This is a genomic window from Burkholderia sp. WAC0059, from assembly GCF_002870125.1.
In the GTDB taxonomy this organism is placed as follows: Bacteria; Pseudomonadota; Gammaproteobacteria; order Burkholderiales; family Burkholderiaceae; genus Paraburkholderia.
In genome coordinates this window covers 1-16851 of sequence record NZ_PNEO01000004.1, presented here as the reverse complement: position 1 = coordinate 16851, position 16851 = coordinate 1, and the positions used below count along the sequence as shown (strand labels likewise).

At 63.1% G+C, this 16851-nt stretch carries 18 protein-coding genes; 16 read left to right on the top strand and 2 right to left on the bottom strand.

The window, feature by feature from the left end:
* Positions 1–166 precede the first annotated feature (166 nt).
* The 3 genes from CY652_RS05250 to groL all read left to right on the top strand — a co-directional run bounded on the left by CY652_RS05250 (position 167) and on the right by groL (position 3346).
* Positions 167–844 carry an epimerase gene (locus tag CY652_RS05250; protein ID WP_102129654.1) on the top strand — a complete coding sequence of 226 codons (678 nt, stop codon included), beginning with the start codon at positions 167–169 and terminating at the stop codon, positions 842–844.
* A 520-nt stretch (positions 845–1364) separates the two neighbouring features.
* Positions 1365–1655 (top strand): co-chaperone GroES, encoded by a 291-nt coding sequence (gene groES / locus CY652_RS05245; RefSeq protein ID WP_102129653.1) that lies wholly within the window; start codon positions 1365–1367, stop codon positions 1653–1655.
* A gap of 50 nt (positions 1656–1705) precedes the next feature.
* The gene (gene groL / locus CY652_RS05240) at positions 1706–3346 is read left to right on the top strand and encodes a chaperonin GroEL (RefSeq protein WP_102129652.1); all 1641 of its coding nucleotides are present in this window, start codon (positions 1706–1708) and stop codon (positions 3344–3346) included.
* Positions 3347–3470: 124 nt separating this feature from the next.
* Here groL and CY652_RS05235 read toward each other — a convergent pair whose 3' ends face one another.
* The gene (locus tag CY652_RS05235) at positions 3471–3842 is read right to left on the bottom strand and encodes an SMR family transporter (RefSeq protein ID WP_102129651.1); all 372 of its coding nucleotides are present in this window, start codon (positions 3840–3842) and stop codon (positions 3471–3473) included.
* 228 nt (positions 3843–4070) lie between these two features.
* On the opposite strand from CY652_RS05235, the gene CY652_RS05230 reads away from it, so the two are divergent.
* Entirely contained in the window at positions 4071–4931 is an 861-nt protein-coding gene (locus CY652_RS05230) for a symmetrical bis(5'-nucleosyl)-tetraphosphatase (protein ID WP_102129650.1), read from the top strand.
* 116 nt (positions 4932–5047) lie between these two features.
* Here CY652_RS05230 and CY652_RS05225 read toward each other — a convergent pair whose 3' ends face one another.
* The gene (locus CY652_RS05225) at positions 5048–5908 is read right to left on the bottom strand and encodes a hydroxymethylpyrimidine/phosphomethylpyrimidine kinase (RefSeq protein ID WP_102129649.1); all 861 of its coding nucleotides are present in this window, start codon (positions 5906–5908) and stop codon (positions 5048–5050) included.
* Between the two features lie 225 nt (positions 5909–6133).
* Here CY652_RS05225 and CY652_RS05220 point away from each other — a divergent pair, with 225 nt between their 5' ends.
* The 12 genes from CY652_RS05220 to CY652_RS05160 all read left to right on the top strand — a co-directional run.
* Positions 6134–6304, top strand: coding sequence for a rubredoxin (locus tag CY652_RS05220; RefSeq protein ID WP_008342674.1), 171 nt, complete (start codon positions 6134–6136; stop codon positions 6302–6304).
* Positions 6305–6514: 210 nt separating this feature from the next.
* Complete coding sequence (locus tag CY652_RS05215) at positions 6515–7987, top strand: hypothetical protein (RefSeq protein ID WP_102129648.1); 1473 nt, start codon at positions 6515–6517, stop codon at positions 7985–7987.
* A 168-nt stretch (positions 7988–8155) separates the two neighbouring features.
* Positions 8156–8734, top strand: a complete 579-nt coding sequence (locus tag CY652_RS05210) for a YqgE/AlgH family protein (protein ID WP_102129647.1) — start codon at positions 8156–8158, stop codon at positions 8732–8734.
* Positions 8731–9165, top strand: coding sequence for a Holliday junction resolvase RuvX (gene ruvX, locus CY652_RS05205; protein WP_102129646.1), 435 nt, complete (start codon positions 8731–8733; stop codon positions 9163–9165). Before CY652_RS05210 ends, ruvX begins: the two co-directional genes overlap by 4 nt.
* Positions 9166–9252: 87 nt before the next feature.
* Positions 9253–10089, top strand: coding sequence for a lysophospholipid acyltransferase family protein (locus CY652_RS05200; RefSeq protein WP_102129645.1), 837 nt, complete (start codon positions 9253–9255; stop codon positions 10087–10089).
* 356 nt (positions 10090–10445) lie between these two features.
* Positions 10446–11501 carry a dTDP-glucose 4,6-dehydratase gene (rfbB, locus tag CY652_RS05195; RefSeq protein WP_102129644.1) on the top strand — a complete coding sequence of 352 codons (1056 nt, stop codon included), beginning with the start codon at positions 10446–10448 and terminating at the stop codon, positions 11499–11501.
* A 22-nt stretch (positions 11502–11523) separates the two neighbouring features.
* Entirely contained in the window at positions 11524–12429 is a 906-nt protein-coding gene (gene rfbA, locus CY652_RS05190) for a glucose-1-phosphate thymidylyltransferase RfbA (protein ID WP_102129643.1), read from the top strand.
* On the top strand, positions 12414–12965 hold the full coding sequence (gene rfbC / locus CY652_RS05185) for a dTDP-4-dehydrorhamnose 3,5-epimerase (RefSeq protein ID WP_102129642.1): 552 nt from the start codon (positions 12414–12416) through the stop codon (positions 12963–12965). The genes rfbA and rfbC overlap by 16 nt, the downstream gene beginning before the upstream one ends.
* Positions 12958–13881 (top strand): dTDP-4-dehydrorhamnose reductase, encoded by a 924-nt coding sequence (gene rfbD / locus CY652_RS05180; protein ID WP_102129641.1) that lies wholly within the window; start codon positions 12958–12960, stop codon positions 13879–13881. Before rfbC ends, rfbD begins: the two co-directional genes overlap by 8 nt.
* Before the next feature lie 362 nt (positions 13882–14243).
* The gene (locus CY652_RS05175; protein WP_258002201.1) at positions 14244–15032 is read left to right on the top strand and encodes an ABC transporter permease; all 789 of its coding nucleotides are present in this window, start codon (positions 14244–14246) and stop codon (positions 15030–15032) included.
* A 10-nt stretch (positions 15033–15042) separates the two neighbouring features.
* Positions 15043–15744: an ABC transporter ATP-binding protein gene (locus tag CY652_RS05170; protein WP_102129639.1), complete on the top strand. Its 702-nt coding sequence runs from the start codon at positions 15043–15045 to the stop codon at positions 15742–15744.
* A gap of 1010 nt (positions 15745–16754) precedes the next feature.
* The coding region (locus tag CY652_RS05160) for a transposase (protein ID WP_374703632.1) at positions 16755–16851 on the top strand (97 nt) is incomplete at its 3' end.

Here is a 16851-nt window from a genome sequence, read left to right as displayed (position 1 = left end):
CGGAAACAGGCGCGTGTTTGCCTGCCTGTCCGCCCGGGTTATGATTGAGTAATCGCTCATTAATGGGCGATGCCTGCTGCCTCATTGCAGGGCTTGCCGGGATGGCGAAGGCAAGTACCGCCCCAGGCTGACCGACCTCCATGCCCGTCTCGGGAGAGAAAAAGCGATGAAGATTCTGATTTACGGCGCGACCGGCATGGTCGGCCAGGGCGTGCTGCGAGAATGCCTGCGGGTTGCCGACGTCGAACTCGTGCAGACGGTTGGCCGTCGCGAGACGGGCATCCGGCACCCAAAGTTGCGCGAGAAGGTGTTGCCGGACCTGGCCGACAGCCGTGCGATCGAGCCCGATCTGGCCGGCTTCGACGCCTGCTTCTTTTGCCTCGGCGTGTCGTCGATCGGCATGTCGGAGGCCGACTACGCGCGCATCACCTACGACCTGACCATGGCTGTGGCGACCCCGCTTGCGCGCCTCAACCCGCAGATGACCTTCATCTGCGTCACGGGTGCGGGCACGGACAGCACGGAGCGAGGGCGCAGCATGTGGGCGCGCGTGAAGGGGCGTGCCGAGAACGCGCTGCAACGCCTGCCCTTTCGCGCCGTGTACCTGTTCCGGCCCGGCGCGATCGAACCGCTCGAAGGCGTTCGCTCGAAGACGCGCCTGTACCACGCGATCTACGTGCTCACGAAACCGCTCTGGCCGCTGCTGCGGCTCGTGCTGGGCGAGCGTCTCGTGACGACGGCCGACATGGGCCAGGCGATGCTCGAAGTCGCGAGGCATGGCGCCGCTACGGCCGTGCTGGAGGCGCGCGAGCTGCATGTGATTGCCAGGGCGCGCCGGGGCTGAATTGACGGGAGCGGGGCGGTCGACGATGCGAGGGGATGGACCGCTTTCAGAACGGACCAGGGAAAATACCTGGGTCCCTCGCGAATGACGCGAGGTTTCGGCTCGAAATTCCGGCGGTATCGACGGAGAAACGGGGCTGGACAAGGGGTCCGTAGCCGTTGACCCGGTGCAAACACCTACGATTTTCGGTCTTGGGAGACACCGGCGTTTGCCGGCGGAGCCGTGGCAGACCCCGCCATTGGCGGACATCCGTCAGGCAAATGGCAGATGCTGGATTCTTGTAACTGACTGTTTATGCTTAATTTTTATGCCTGACGGCGCCGGGTCCAGCGTGCAGCGAGTCTCGACGACAATCGGGCCCCCTCCCGCCCCATTCCTTCCCCCGTTCTTGAATTTGTCACCGCCCGTCCATATAATCAGCACTCGCCGCACGTGAGTGCTAACAATATTGCCCGCCGGTTTCGCCGGCCGGGTTTTCTTGAGTGTTTTTCAAGTCCCAATCAAGAGAGAGGATCTACCCATGAACCTTCGTCCTTTGCATGATCGCGTGATCGTCAAGCGACTCGATCAGGAAACCAAGACGGCTTCGGGCATCGTGATTCCCGATGCCGCCGCCGAAAAGCCGGACCAGGGCGAAGTCCTGGCCATCGGCCCGGGCAAGCGCGACGACAAGGGCGCACTGATCGCGCTCGACGTGAAAGTCGGCGATCGCGTCCTGTTCGGCAAGTACTCCGGCCAGACCGTCAAGGTGGACGGCCAGGAACTGCTCGTGATGCGCGAAGAAGACATCATGGCCGTGGTGAACCGGTAAGAGTCCCGGCTCAGCGGTACGTATCTTTCCAGAATTCAAGGAGTTAAAAGATGGCAGCTAAAGACGTTGTGTTCGGCGATTCCGCCCGCGCCAAGATGGTCGAAGGTGTGAACATTCTCGCCAACGCGGTGAAGGTCACGCTCGGTCCGAAGGGCCGCAACGTGGTGCTGGAGCGCAGCTTCGGCGGCCCGACGGTCACCAAGGACGGCGTGTCGGTCGCCAAGGAAATCGAGCTGAAGGACAAGCTGCAGAACATGGGCGCGCAAATGGTCAAGGAAGTGGCTTCCCGGACCAGCGACAACGCCGGCGACGGTACGACGACGGCGACCGTGCTCGCCCAGTCGATCGTGCGCGAAGGCATGAAGTACGTCGCCTCGGGCATGAACCCGATGGACCTGAAGCGCGGTATCGACAAGGCCGTGGCCGCCGCCGTCGAAGAACTGCGCAAGGTCAGCAAGCCCTGCACGACGAACAAGGAAATCGCCCAGGTCGGCTCGATCTCGGCGAACAGCGACACGTCGATCGGCGAGCGCATCGCCGAAGCGATGGACAAGGTCGGCAAGGAAGGCGTCATCACCGTCGAAGACGGCAAGTCGCTCTCCGACGAGCTGGAAGTGGTCGAGGGCATGCAATTCGACCGCGGCTACCTCTCGCCGTACTTCATCAACAACCCGGACAAGCAGGTCGCCGTCCTCGAAAGCCCGTTCGTGCTGCTGCACGACAAGAAGGTTTCGAACATCCGCGATCTGCTGCCGGTGCTCGAGCAAGTGGCGAAGGCCGGCCGTCCGCTTCTCATCATCGCTGAGGACGTCGAAGGCGAAGCGCTCGCGACGCTCGTCGTGAACAACATCCGCGGCATCCTGAAGACGGTTGCCGTGAAGGCGCCGGGCTTCGGCGACCGTCGCAAGGCGATGCTCGAAGACATCGCGATCCTGACCGGCGGCCAGGTGATCGCGGAAGAAACGGGCCTCACGCTCGAAAAGGCGACGCTCCAGGAGCTGGGCCAGGCCAAGCGCATCGAAGTGGCCAAGGAAAACACGACGATCATCGACGGCGCCGGCGAAGCGGCGAGCATCGAAGCGCGCGTCAAGCAGATCCGCACGCAGATCGAGGAAGCGACCTCGGACTACGACCGCGAAAAGCTGCAGGAGCGCGTCGCGAAGCTGGCGGGCGGCGTGGCGGTGATCAAGGTCGGTGCCGCGACCGAAGTCGAAATGAAGGAAAAGAAGGCGCGTGTCGAAGACGCCCTGCACGCCACGCGTGCCGCGGTCGAAGAAGGCATCGTGCCGGGCGGCGGCGTTGCGCTGATCCGCGCGCGTACGGCCGTCGCCGGCCTGAAGGGCGTGAACGCCGATCAGGACGCGGGCATCAAGATCGTGCTGCGCGCGATGGAAGAGCCGCTGCGTCAGATCGTGACGAACGGCGGCGAGGAAGCGAGCGTCGTCGTGGCGGCCGTTGCGGCCGGCACGGGCAACTACGGCTACAACGCGGCGACCGGCGAGTACGGCGACCTCGTGGAAGCCGGCGTCGTCGACCCGACCAAGGTCACGCGTACCGCGCTGCAGAACGCCGCTTCGGTGGCGGGCCTGCTGCTGACGACCGACGCGGCCGTCTCGGAGCTGCCGAAGGAAGACGCACCGCTGCCTGGCGGCATGCCCGGCGGTATGGGCGGCATGGGCATGGACATGTAATTCCGGCTTCGGCCGAATACATGGACGTGCGGGACGCGCCGCGAGGCGCGTCCCGCCAACGAAAAAACCCGCAGAAATGCGGGTTTTTTCGTTGCTGCCGGATCGGTCGGGACAACGTCCGCGCTCAGGCGCGGGCGACGAGACAGACGCCCACGATGATGACGGCGATGCCCGCGAGCTTCTGGGCCGAGAGCGCCTCGCCGAACAGATACCAGGCGGCGAACGCGTTGACGACGTAGCCGATGGAGAGCATCGGATAGGCGACGCTGACCTCGACCCGCGAGAGCGCCGCGATCCAGACGACGACGCTGATCGCGTAGCAGGCGAGCCCGCCGAGGATGTGCGGCTCGAACGCCACGCGCAACAGCGAGGCGACGATTTCGTGCCGGCTGAACCCGGACAGTCCGAGCGCGTGCGTGCCCGCCTTGAGGAAGAGTTGGGCCGCTGCGTTGAGCATGACCCCGGATAGAATCAGGACGAAACTCAGGATGTTCATGAATCTTCTGCTGTGAAGGAATGTCTGCCCGCGCCGGTGTCGCGCACGGCGTGCCTCGCGGGCGGATCGTGATACTGTTGTCCGCTCATGCCGGCCTTGTGCCGCGCGGGCGGCCTTGACGTCCCGCCGCCGCCGCGCGGGCCCGGCGTATTCTGACACACTGCCTCCGGCCGTCCTGTATCGGTCCCGTACGCGCGGGTCCGTTGCTCTCCACGTCTTCCGTTTCCTATGACCGTTTCGACCCGATCCACCGTTGCTCCGCTTGCCTTCGGCGACCTCCAGGGGTGCCGCGCGCCGTTTCGCGAGCTGCTCGCGAAGGCCGCGCCGTCCGAAGACACGCCGCTCTGGTTCGCCGGCGACGTCGTCAATCGCGGACCGGAGTCGCTCGCCACGCTGCGCGAGGTGATCGATCTCGGCGAGCGCGCCGTGACCGTGCTCGGCAATCACGACCTGCATCTGCTTTCGGTCTACGCCGGCATCCGCAAATCGAAGAAGGGCGACACGATCGACGAAATCCTGTCCGCGCCCGACGTCGACGATCTGATGCACTGGGTTCGTCATCGTCCGATCGCGCATTTCGAGGCGGGCATGCTGCTCGTTCACGCGGGCGTGCCGCCGCAATGGGACGTCGAGCTCACGCTCGAGCTTGCGCACGATTTGCAGCGCGCGCTGCGCGGCGAGAACTGGAAGGCGACGCTGGCCGGCCTGTACGGAAACGAGCCGAACCGCTGGACGTCGGACCTCAAGGGCATCGACAGACTGCGCATCACCTGCAGCGCGCTCACGCGCATGCGCTTTTGCAATCGCGACGACGGCGCGATGGACTTCAGTTCGAGCGGCGGCCTCGACGCGGCGCCGTCCGGTTGCGTGCCCTGGTTCGACGTTCCAGGTCGGCGGACGGCCGACGTCACCGTCGTGTTCGGTCACTGGGCCGCCCTCGGCCTGCTGGTGCGCGACAACGTGATCGGGCTCGATTCGGGCTGCGTCTGGGGCAATCAGCTATCCGCGGTGCGGCTCGACCCGCTGCCGGGCCGGCGGATCGTGACTCAGGTCGAATGCCGGGGTTGTCGGCAGGCTTCGGGAGACTGATCGAAGGCACCCCGGACGGTTGCCGTCGAGGCGATCGATTGCGTGGGCGCGTGGTAGCCGCGTGGCATGGCGGAGTCGTTCGTCTTGCCCGCCGGTTGTTCGGCGTTACCGTCGGCTTATGGCACGTGCCGTTGCTTCCGGGTCGCGTCGCCGCCCGCGGGCGGCGTTTCGTCGTCGTTGCTGCGTGCCCAGAAGAAGCGGTCCGGCAGCCAGGCGCCCATGCCGGGACGGAACGCGCTGCGCACGGCCTGGTAGACGTACTCCTGCGCTTCCCGCGCGGCCTCGGGCGGCTCCTGGCCGTTCGCGAGCAGCGCCGCGATAGCCGAGCCGAGCGTGTCGGCGAGGCCCATCATCGGTTGGCCGGCCCGGTCCCAGAGATCCTGCCGCAACTGGCCGTCCTCGCTGAACAGCGTGTTGACCACGCGATGCGAGCCCGTTTCCGACGAGAGGATGTATTCGCAGCCCTGCGAGAGCAGGTGCGTGATCGCCATGTCGAGGCCGGGCGCTTCGGCTTCGCCGTCGGGCTGCGCGAGCGCGAGCAGCGTGGCGGTATCGGCGACGAGCAGCGTGGTTTGCGGCGCGAGCAGTTCGGCCACTGCCTCGCGCAGTTCGTCGGCGGCCAGTACGTGTTCGTCGTCGAGCGTGAAGTCCGGCGCGAGGATGAGCGGAACGTCGTCGTAGTCGGCGACCACTTCCGCAATGGCGCTGACCACTTCGGCTCGCGTAGTCGCGCCGATCTTGAATGCGGCGATGGGCATGTCCTCGAGCAGCATGCGCGCCTGGTTCGCGACGGCATCGGGGTCGAGCCCGGTCACTTCCTCGCAGCCGGCCGAGTCCCGCACGGTATAGCCGGTCAGCACGCTGACGCCGTGACAGCCCATGCTGGCGAGCGTCAGCAGGTCGGCTTGCAGGCCGGAGCCGCCGGTCGGATCGGAAAGACCAAAGGTGAGGACGATCGGAGGGGTGTCGCGGGACATGGAACGTTCTGGCAGGAATGGAAAGCGCAGGCGCGGCGCACCGTGCGCCACCGGCTCGATTATGCGGTGTATCGGTCGCACCCGGCGGATTTTTGTGCGGGCGAAGAGGTGGCGCGCGCGGCGTCCGGGCGGGTGGTCGCGCTTGCTAGGCAGTGGGGCGCCAACACGGTACCATCATGGCTCCTGTTTTTCCCGGTTGTATGGACTTTTCGACGCGGCATAAGAATGGAATATAGAAGCTGGATGTGCCTCATCTGCGGCTGGATTTACGACGAAGAAGCCGGCTTGCCGGACGAAGGAATCGCGCCGGGTACGCGCTGGGAGGATGTTCCGATCAACTGGACCTGTCCCGAATGCGGCGCGCGCAAGGAAGACTTCGAGATGGTCCAGATCTGAGGCTCGCCGTCTCGCGTGCCGTCCGCTACGGCGCGGTTCGGCTGCCGGTTCGGCTGCCATGCGCGGCCGCGCCGGACCGGCTTCGCTCCGGTGCCCTGACGCCATGACGAGCCGCCCTGGCGGCTCGCGAGTCGGGCGGGTCGCTTGCAGTTCGTCGTCCGCGTCGCTGGATGGGCGGGTTCGTCCGCCGCGCGTATTTCTCTGCTGCCCATGACCCTTCGTTTCACGCCTGCCGCCAGTTTCGACGCGTTGCCCAATCCTCGCGGCGGTCGCGTACCGGCCGCGCAGGCCGCGCTCGCGAACGCCATGGATGCGCTCGAGCGGCGCGGCGACGCTGCCACGCCGTTGCTGCAGGCCGTGCAGGCGCTGCGGGAGGCCGGCTGGCTCGCGGCCGCCCGGTTTGCCGATACGTTGCTGCTCGCCTCGCCGCTTGCCATGGCCGACGCGACGATCGCTGCAGTCGCGACAGGCGCCGCGCCGATGCCGGGAGAAGGGCGGCCCGCCGACGGCCAGGTCCGGACCCTGTTCGGCGAGGCGCTGCGCGATCTGCACGACGCGCTCGGGCGCCGCAATCTGCGGGAGCTGTCGTGCTCGCCGGCGCTTTTCGCGCGCCAGCATGCGCTTTGCGACGTGCTGGCGCCGCATACGCCGGGTTTTTCGCTGACGTTTGAAGACATCGCGCTGACGGGCCGGCCCTTGCCGCCCGTCACGCTGCATGCCCAGCCCGCCCAGCAGCTTGCGCAGTTGCGCGCGCGCTACGAGGCGGCGCTGCTGCCCGCCCTGAAGATTCGCGCGAACGGCAGCCGCGCGGCGACGGCCTGGGCCGAGGCCGCCTTCGGCGAGATGGACGCCTGCATGGGCGAACTGACGAGCGCCGATCCGTACGATTTCTGGCGTCTCGCGCTGGCCTGCGGGCGGTCGCTGCGGGCTCGTGCACAGGCGTGGGGCGAGGTCGACGCAAGACGCTTCTACGCGCGCTGCAACCTGGTGCTGGCCGATCATGGATACGGCCAGCGCGTGGCGCCGCAATCGCTCGTGCGCATGACGCTCGCGCTGCTGTGGCGCGATTACGCGCTTTTCGGCGCGGCCGCCGAGGATGCCGACGACATCGAATTGCTGCACGACTACGGGCTGACGGCGGACTGGCACGTGGCCGGCACGCAGGCCTCCGAGGCGCTGTGGGAAGCCGACGCGGGAGCCGCCGCCGATGCGTCGGCGCGGGGCGGGGGCGGGTCGACGCGCGAGCTCGGTGCGCTTTGCGTCAACGCGAACGCCTACGAGGATTTTCTGCAGACCGCCGATGCGTCGATGACGTTGCTGGCCGCGCATGCCGCCGGCGACCGGCCGGCGCGACCGGATGCCGGCGCCGCGCTCCAGGCCGCCGACGCCTCGTACCGGCTCGGCGCGGCCGCATGGGCGCTCGGGCTCGGTCATGTCGGGATGCTGGCCGATGCGCTCGGCCTCGCCTGGCGGCGCACCGCCCACGGGGTGCTTGCCGCGTCCGCAGTGTCCGACTCGGCGCCGGTTTTGCCGCCGGCCGTGCCCGATCCCGCCGCGCTCGAACAGGCCGGCGAGGCGTTGCGCGCGATGCTGCACAAGGTGGCGGCCGGCGTCGGGCAGCCGGACGCCCGTTTGGCCGTCGCCGCGCTTGGCCGCGCGCTCGGCCAGCCCGTGCCGAACTGATTCCGGGACAGCCGCCGGGCATATAGCTTGCGTGACCGGGCAGGTCTCGTTATTCGCGCCGGCATGGCCGAGTCCGCGTGTTAGAGTGAGATCGTTCCCAGCGCATGAAGCTCCGGAGCGCGGCGGCGGGGGCCGCTATCCCGCATCGTCTTTGCTAGAATTCGAACCATGTCCAAGAGTAACGATCGCATCAATCTGACCAACCAGTTCCTGATCGCCATGCCGAGCATGGCCGACCCCACGTTTTCAGGAACGGTGGTCTACCTGTGCGATCACAGCGAACGCGGTGCACTCGGCCTCGTCATCAACCGTCCCACCGACATCGATCTGCAGGCGCTTTTCAGCCGCATCGACCTCAAGCTCGAAATCGAACCGCTGATGCACGTGCCCGTCTATTTCGGCGGCCCGGTGCAGACCGAGCGCGGCTTCGTCCTGCACGCCTCGGCAGGCGGCGCGAACTACACGTCGTCGATGTCGGTGCCGGGCGGGCTCGAGATGACCACCTCGAAGGACGTGCTCGAGGCTGTCGCCAACGGCGAGGGTCCGGAGCGGTTCCTGCTGACGCTCGGTCACGCAGGATGGGGCGCTGGCCAGCTCGAGGACGAAATCTCGAAGAACGGCTGGCTGACCGTCGAGGCGGACCCGAAAATCGTTTTCGACGTGCCGGCCGAGGACCGCTTCGAAGCGGCGCTCGCGCTGCTCGGCATCTCGTCGACCGTGCTTTCCGGCGAGGCGGGACACGCATGAGCGGAGCGGACGGGCGTGAAGCGACGTTGCTTGCGTTCGATTACGGCGAGAAACGCATCGGCGTCGCGCTCGGTAATGCGCTCACGCATAGCGCCCGGCCGCTGACCGTCGTGCAGAACCGCAGCCGCGACTATCGCTTCGAGACCATTTCCTCGCTGTTGCGCGAGTGGCAGCCCGATCTGCTCGTGGTCGGATTGCCCGTGCATCCCGACGGTACGCCGCACGCCATGACGCAGCAGGCGAAGCGTTTCGGCAATCAGTTGAACGGCCGATTCGGGCTGCCGGTCGTGTGGGTCGACGAACGGTACTCCTCCGTCGACGCCGAAGCGCGCATTCGCGAGCGGGGAGGCGATTCGAGCCAGCTCGATGCCGAAGCCGCCTGCGTCATTCTCCAGCAGTATCTGGACGAGCATTTCAGTCAACAGCTATGAGTTCCCATCGGCGTTGGGGCGGAAGTGCCCGCTGTCTGATTCGGGACTGCCCGACTGGCGTCGTTCACGAACGTGCCTGAGCCTGATATGACTCTACTTTGGCGCAAGGCCCGGCTGATCGCACATTTGCTGTACGGCATGCTGGTCGTCGCGCTGCGTTTTTCGCGTGCCCCGGCCGCCGTGCGCATGGAATTGAACCGCGCCTGGTCGCGGAAGATGCTGCGCCTTTGCGGCCTCACGCTGGTCGTCCATAACGACGCGGCGCGGCTCGATGCCGGCGCGCTCGTCGTCAGCAATCACGTCTCGTGGATCGACATCTACGTGATCAATGCGTGGCGGCCGACGCCGTTCGTCTCGAAGGCCGAGGTCCAGCGCTGGCCCGTCGTGGGCTGGCTCGCGCGTCAACTCGATACCGTGTTCATCGAACGGGAAAAACGCAGCGACGCGAAGCGCATCACGCACGAGCTGGCCGGGCGGCTCGGCCGCGGCGAGTTGATGTGCGTGTTTCCGGAGGGGACGACCTCCGATGGACTTTCGCTCAAGCCATTTCACTCGAACCTGTTTCAGGCAGCGGTGTCGGCGGGGTGTCCCGTGCAACCGATCTGCCTGATGTACACCGATGCCAAGGGCCGGCAGACGGTTGCGCCGGCCTATATCGACGACGTGTCGCTGGCCGAATCGCTCGACGCGCTGCTAAGGGCCGGGCCGATTACTGCCCATGTTTATGTTGGGGAGGCGATCGACGCGGGTTTGGATCGGCGGGCATTGGCGGCGCGGGCGGAGGCGCAGGTGAGAGGCGCGTTGGATGAGATGAAGGACAATCGGCCGGTGGTGTTGCCGGGCGAGGTAGCCAACAGTGGCGCGACGTCGTGGGGTGATGCAGCCGATCCGTCCGAGGTTGGCCGGCTACCGCCGGCAGGGTGATGCTTCGCGTTCGCTTGCGTCGTCACAGGAAGGACGCGGGCGTTAAACGCCATGCTCCGCGCGTGACCGATACCGCTGTCGGCACCAGGATTCAGCGTACTGTCTTTGCGGTAGCCGCTCACTCTCGCGAGTGCGCTACAGGTAACGGCAACCTGTCGATGCCTTCGAAGTTCGATCCCGTTGTTTCCTGCCAGTCGTAACAACCTGGCGCTCGCCGCAATCCTTTGTTTCGAAGGCCACACGAATCTGCTCGCGCTTGCCATGCGTCGCCGATGTGCTGTGGACCTATAATCTGGCTTTACTGGCGGCGAGTATCCGGTTACGCGCCGGCCGCGAGGCTTAATAGGGGAAGGACCGTGATCCTGGTGACAGGCGGAGCCGGTTTTATCGGTAGTAATTTCATTCACGACTGGCTGCGTGACAGCGACGAGCCAATCGTGAACGTCGACAGACTGACGTACGCGGGCAACGCGGAAACGCTTGAGCCGTTCGAGGGGGATCCGCGCTACGCGTTCGCGCACGTTGACATCTGCGAGCGCGGCTTGCTCGACGCGGTGTTTGCCCAGTACCGGCCGCGCGCGGTACTGCATTTCGCTGCCGAAAGCCATGTCGACCGTTCGATCCACGGGCCGGGTGATTTTCTGCAAACGAACGTGGTCGGCACGTTCACACTGCTCGAGGCAGCGACCGCGTATTGGCAGACGCTGCCGGCCGGTCAGCGGGACACGTTCCGGTTTTTGCACGTTTCGACCGACGAAGTGTTCGGCTCGCTTGGCGCGGACGGCCCCGCGTTTCACGAGCGCACGCCTTATGCACCGAACAGCCCATATTCGGCGAGCAAGGCGGCGTCCGATCATTTCGTGCGCGCGTGGCATCACACGTACGGACTGCCAACGCTGACGACGAACTGCTCGAACAACTACGGCCCATACCAGTTTCCGGAGAAACTGATTCCGCTGATGATTCTGAACGCGCTCGACGGGAAGCCGCTGCCGGTTTACGGCGACGGCCGCAACGTGCGCGACTGGCTATACGTCGGCGATCATTGTGCGGCGCTACGCGTCGTGCTCGAGCGCGGCGCGTCCGGTGAGACGTACAACATCGGCGGCTGGAACGAAAAGGCTAACATCGACGTGGTCCACGCGGTTTGCGCGCTGCTCGACGAAATGCGGCCGAGGGCTTCGGGCGAGTCGCATGCTGTGCAGATCCGCTTCGTCAAGGACCGGCCCGGGCATGACCAGCGCTACGCGATCGACGCGTCGCGTATCGCACGCGAGCTGGGCTGGAAACCGGTCGAGACATTCGAGTCCGGTCTGCGCCGGACCGTGCAATGGTATCTCGAGCATCCGGAATGGATTGAGGGCGTGACGAGCGGCAGCTATCGTCGCTGGATCGAAACGCATTATGCGTAGGCAGCAGGGCTGAGGTGGGGCGATGGCATCGAAGACTACGCGCAAGGGGATCATTCTCGCTGGGGGATCGGGCACGCGGCTGTATCCGATCACGCACGCGATCTCGAAGCAATTACTGCCGGTATACGACAAGCCGATGATCTATTATCCGCTGTCGACGCTGATGCTTGCCGGCATTCGCGACGTGCTGATTATCTCGACGCCGTCGGACACACCGCGCTTCGAGGCGATGCTCGGCGACGGCTCGCAATGGGGAATGAATCTCCAATACGCGGTGCAGCCGTCGCCGGACGGCCTGGCGCAGGCGTTCCTGATCGGCCGCGAATTCATCGGCGCCGATTCATGCGCGCTGATTCTCGGCGACAACATCTTCTATGGGCATGATCTGGCGTTGAAGCTGCGTCAGGCGGACGAACGGACCGACTGCGCGACCGTGTTTGCCTATCACGTTCAGGATCCTGAGCGCTATGGAGTGGTCGAGTTCGACAACCAGCTACGCGTGCTGTCGATCGAGGAGAAACCGCAGCGGCCGCGCTCGAACTATGCAGTGACCGGGTTGTACTTCTACGACAACGACGTTTGCGATATCGCGGCCGATATCAGGCCGTCCGCGCGCGGCGAGCTCGAAATCACCGACATTAACCTGCACTACCTTGCACTCCGGCGTCTGCACGTCGAAGTGATGGGCCGTGGTTACGCATGGCTCGATACCGGTACGCACGACTCGCTGATCGATGCCGCGACTTTCATCGCGACGCTGCAAAAGCGCCAGGGGCTCGTGGTCGCGTGCCCCGAAGAAGTCGCGTACCGGTATCGGTGGATCGACGCTGAACAGCTGTCGAGGCTCGCTGTGCCGCTGTCGAAGAACAGCTACGGCCGATATCTGATGAATCTTCTTACCGACGAGATCGTATGGCAATCGCAGTGACCGCAACGGCGCTACCCGAGGTCAAAATCATCGAGCCGACCGTCTATGGAGACGCGCGCGGCTTCTTCTACGAAAGCTTCAACGCGCGTGATTTTGCGGAGCAGGTGGGCTGTGACGCGACGTTCGTCCAGGACAATCACTCGCGCTCGGCGCACAACGTGCTGCGTGGGCTGCACTATCAGATCCGGCATCCGCAGGGTAAGCTCGTGCGCGTCGTGCACGGCGAGATATTCGACGTGGCCGTCGATTTGCGCCGGAGTTCGCCGATGTTCGGCCGGTGGGTGGCCGTGCGGTTGTCGGCGGACAATCGTCGGCAATTGTGGGTGCCGCCCGGCTTTGCGCACGGCTTCGTCGTCGTATCCAGCGTGGCCGAGGTGCTCTACAAGACGACCGATTATTGGCATTCGGAGCATGAGCGCTCGATTCGATGGGATGACCCGGATATCGGTATCGAATGGCCCCTCGACTGCGAGCCAGTGCTTGCGGTAAAGGACGCAGCGGGGGCATACCTGGCTGACGCACAGACGTATGAGTGATTCGTTTTCTTCCCATCAGCCCTGGCCGGTGATCATGTTGACCGGTGCGAATGGTCAAGTCGGATTCGAGTTGACACGCTCGCTACAGGGCCTCGGCCGCGTCGTTGCGCTCGATCGGAATGCATTGAATATCGGCGATGCCGATCGGGTGCGCGCCATAATCCGCGACGTGAAGCCGGCGCTGATTATTAACGCCGCAGCATATACGGCAGTTGATCGGGCTGAAACCGACGAATTGCACGCGCATCTGGCGAACGGCGTTGCCCCGGGCACCATCGCCGAAGAGGCTCGGCGGCTGGGGGCGCTTGTCATTCATTATTCGACCGACTATGTGTTCGACGGTACCTCGGCACAACCGTATCGAGAGGGCGACGAGCCGAAACCGCTGAACGTATACGGTCGAACGAAGCTTGCCGGTGAGCGGGCGGTCGCAGCGGCGAACGGTGCGCATTTGATCTTGAGGACCAGTTGGGTATACAGCGTCATGGGTCGCAATTTCCTGTTGACGATGTTACGGCTGGCAAGAGAGCGGCGAGACGAGATTCGCGTCGTCGCCGACCAGGTCGGTGCTCCGACGTGGAGCGGTACGATCGCAGCGCTGACCTCGCATATAGTTGCACGCTATATTGCCGACCCCGACGCTGACCGATGGGGTTCACTATCTGGTATCTATCATCTGAGTGCGGCAGGCGAAGCGTCCTGGTTCGATTTCGCGACCGCTATTTTTGATGCAACAAATTGTAAGGGTATCGCAGTCAGGCCAATTTCAAGCTCCGAGTATCCGACGCCTGCCCGCCGGCCGTTGAATTCCCGGCTTTGCAACGACAAATTGGCCAGCACGTTCGGTCTTCGGGCGCCGGCGTGGCGAGAAGCATTGGCGAGATGTCTGCATGATCGAGATCGAGCAATGGGGTGACCGACAGCACGACATAGGTCTGCCCGGCTCGGTAACCCTTTCTGACAAATCTGGACAAGCTCGCAAGCTACCATCTGAATTCATGGATTTGCTGTTGGCCACCAGGTTATGGGGGCGGTAGTCTGTGAGTTGACATTACCGGGTGTGCATGGGAAGATTAACAGTTAACTTGTTATTTTAATGTAATGATGCCCCGGGTTTCGCAGATTCCGGATTTATTCTGTCTACAGATTCCGGTTGACGGTCATTATGGGGGGGCATGGTTTTGCTCCTTTAGGGTGAATTTAATATCGGGAGTTTCAAAAATTCGCGCGCGCGGTGAATTTGATCTCGATGGGTAATCTTTAAATTAATTATATAGTGTGAAATATCTGAATGCTCTAACCGACGTCCGGGATGGTATACGCAGTCGTGAACTGTGGCTTGCGCTCGGTATGCAGGATATCCGTCAGCGCTATCGTCGCTCGTTGTTGGGGCCTTTTTGGCTGACCATCAGCATGGCAGTGATGGTTGGGGCTATGGGGCCGCTGTATGGCGCCCTGTTCAAATACGACGTTGCCACCTTCGTACCCCATTTGGCGCTTGGCTTGATTTTCTGGGGTTTTATTGCAGGCCAGATAAATGATTTCGGAGAAGCATTTTCGAATTCGACAAACTACCTTCGGCAGATGAAGTTGCCGCTCTCTATGTTCGTGCTGCGAGTCATGTACCGGCATTCGATCATTCTTGCGCATAATATTCTGGTTTTTGTCGTCGTTTGGTTGATATTTCCGGTTCACTTGAATTGGAATATCCTGATCTTTCCATTGGCGGCATTGCTTGTTCTCGTCAACATGTTCTGGATCGGATGTGTGACGAGTATCTTCTGTACCCGCTATCGCGATATGCAGCCCGTAATCGGTAACCTTGTGCAGGTGTTGTTTTTTGTTACGCCGATTCTCTGGAGAGCGGAACAGTTGTCGCCGGGGCGGAGGCATCTGATTCATATCAATCCGTTCTTCTATCTTTTGGATCTCTTACGCGAGCCGCTGCTGGGTGAAATGCCTGACCCGGCGATTTGGATAAGAGCCGGCGGCATGGCTGTGGTTGGAACTGCGTTCGCTTTGTATATGCTAGGGAAGTTCCGGCATCGCGTTACCTATTGGCTTTAATGGTATTTAGATGCATATCTCTCTCGAGAACGTAAGTGTTCGATTTCCTATTTACGACGCAAAGCAACGGTCGTTTAAACGCGCGATCATGTCGGCCGCGACCGGTGGCCAGTTTGTCGGTAAGGCAGGGCATACGGTCGTCGAAGCTTTGCATGACATCGACCTCGAAGTTGCCGAAGGCGAGCGGATAGCGCTACTTGGTGGTAACGGAGCTGGGAAAACGACGTTATTGAGGGTGCTTGCCGGCGTCTATTATCCCGAGAAAGGATCCGTGCGCGTGGAAGGGCGTGTTACTAGCCTGCTTGATTCGATGTTGGGTATGGATCTCGAATCCACCGGTTACGAAAACATGTATTTGCGCGGGTTGTTTCTTGGACTCAAGGCTAAACAGATTGCAGCGTTGACGGACGAGATAGCTGAATTCAGCGAGCTCGGCGACTTTCTGAACGTGCCGGTGCGAACCTATTCGTCCGGGATGACGCTTCGTCTGGCTTTTTCGATTTCGACGATCATCAAGCCGGAGGTTTTGCTCATGGACGAATGGATGAGTGTTGGGGACGAGCATTTCAAGCAGAAGGCAGAGGCTCGCCTTGAGCAGTTTGTCAGTGATGCCGGGATTCTGGTAATTGCCACGCACGATATCGGTCTCGCGGATCGTCTTGCGACTCGGCGGATTGCGATGGAGCACGGGCGGATCGTTCCGGCTGACTGATCCGGGTGCGTTTCTCCGGAGTCGTGGGGCTGTTTTCTTGCTGGTGGTGCGAGAACCGAAATCGCGGCGCTTCGCGCTTTGCATGAATTCGAAGGCGCAGCTTTCCGGCCTTTCGGCGTTCTGCCCGACCGGAGACTTCACTGGCGCACAGGGTGGTGGCCGGCTGAGGAGAAGAGTTGACTTATCGTGCTTTCCCAAAGATCGCTCCCGCGGTTTGAGATAGGGCAAGAGACAATCTTCAAGTCTATCTTGTTACTCGGCGTGTTTATCCGGATGGTCATTCGTTCGGTGATGTCCGGCCTTGTCAACGGACTTGTAATTGCGACCGTGCAATTCGAGTACTTCCGGCATGTGCTGCCGAATGGTAGCGCGGCGGCGCGTTATGGTTGATGGTGACGCCGGGGGCGTGTTCGGCCTGCTGCCGTACAGCACTGCCGCGGTCGGTGCGCACGCCCGACGTATGGAGCATATCGCCGACAGCTTGCTCGCGCTTCACCGGCCGTCCGTACCGCTGGATCTCGCGACATTGGGTATCTATCGTGCGGCCGTACCCGGCGCCAATCGCACTCTGGCTGGCTCTGCCCGAAACCCTGTTGATACCGAACATCACCGACGATGTGACCGGTACAGTCGGTCAGCTAAAACGCGAATGTGTCGCACTTGGTCCAGCAAACATTATGTCGGGGGTATCGGATGCAATGGACGGTTGCGCGACGATCGGATAGACAGATCAATCCCGGTTCCGGCGCATGCACGTAGGTCTGGCTTCACGAGCAGCGTGATGTTCGTCGTGGGCTACGGATGCCCACCACGTGTGCTGCATACCGCGCCGTGCAGCGGTAGTGTTCGTCGAGGTCACCGCGATCAGGGGGTGACCGATGCGCGATTGTTGTGCCGAGTGGAATCGTGATTGCCGCGCTGAACATCGGATGGCAGCATGCTGCGGAAATTCGTTGTGAATAGTCTAGAGCGTGTTAGGCACTTTCGTTCAAACCTGGTAATCTGGCGGAATGCCAGAACGCAAGCCATACCCCACGGACGTTTCGGACGAGGAATGGAGCTTCGCCGCTCCCTATCTGGTCTTGATGAACGAAGACGCGCCGCAGC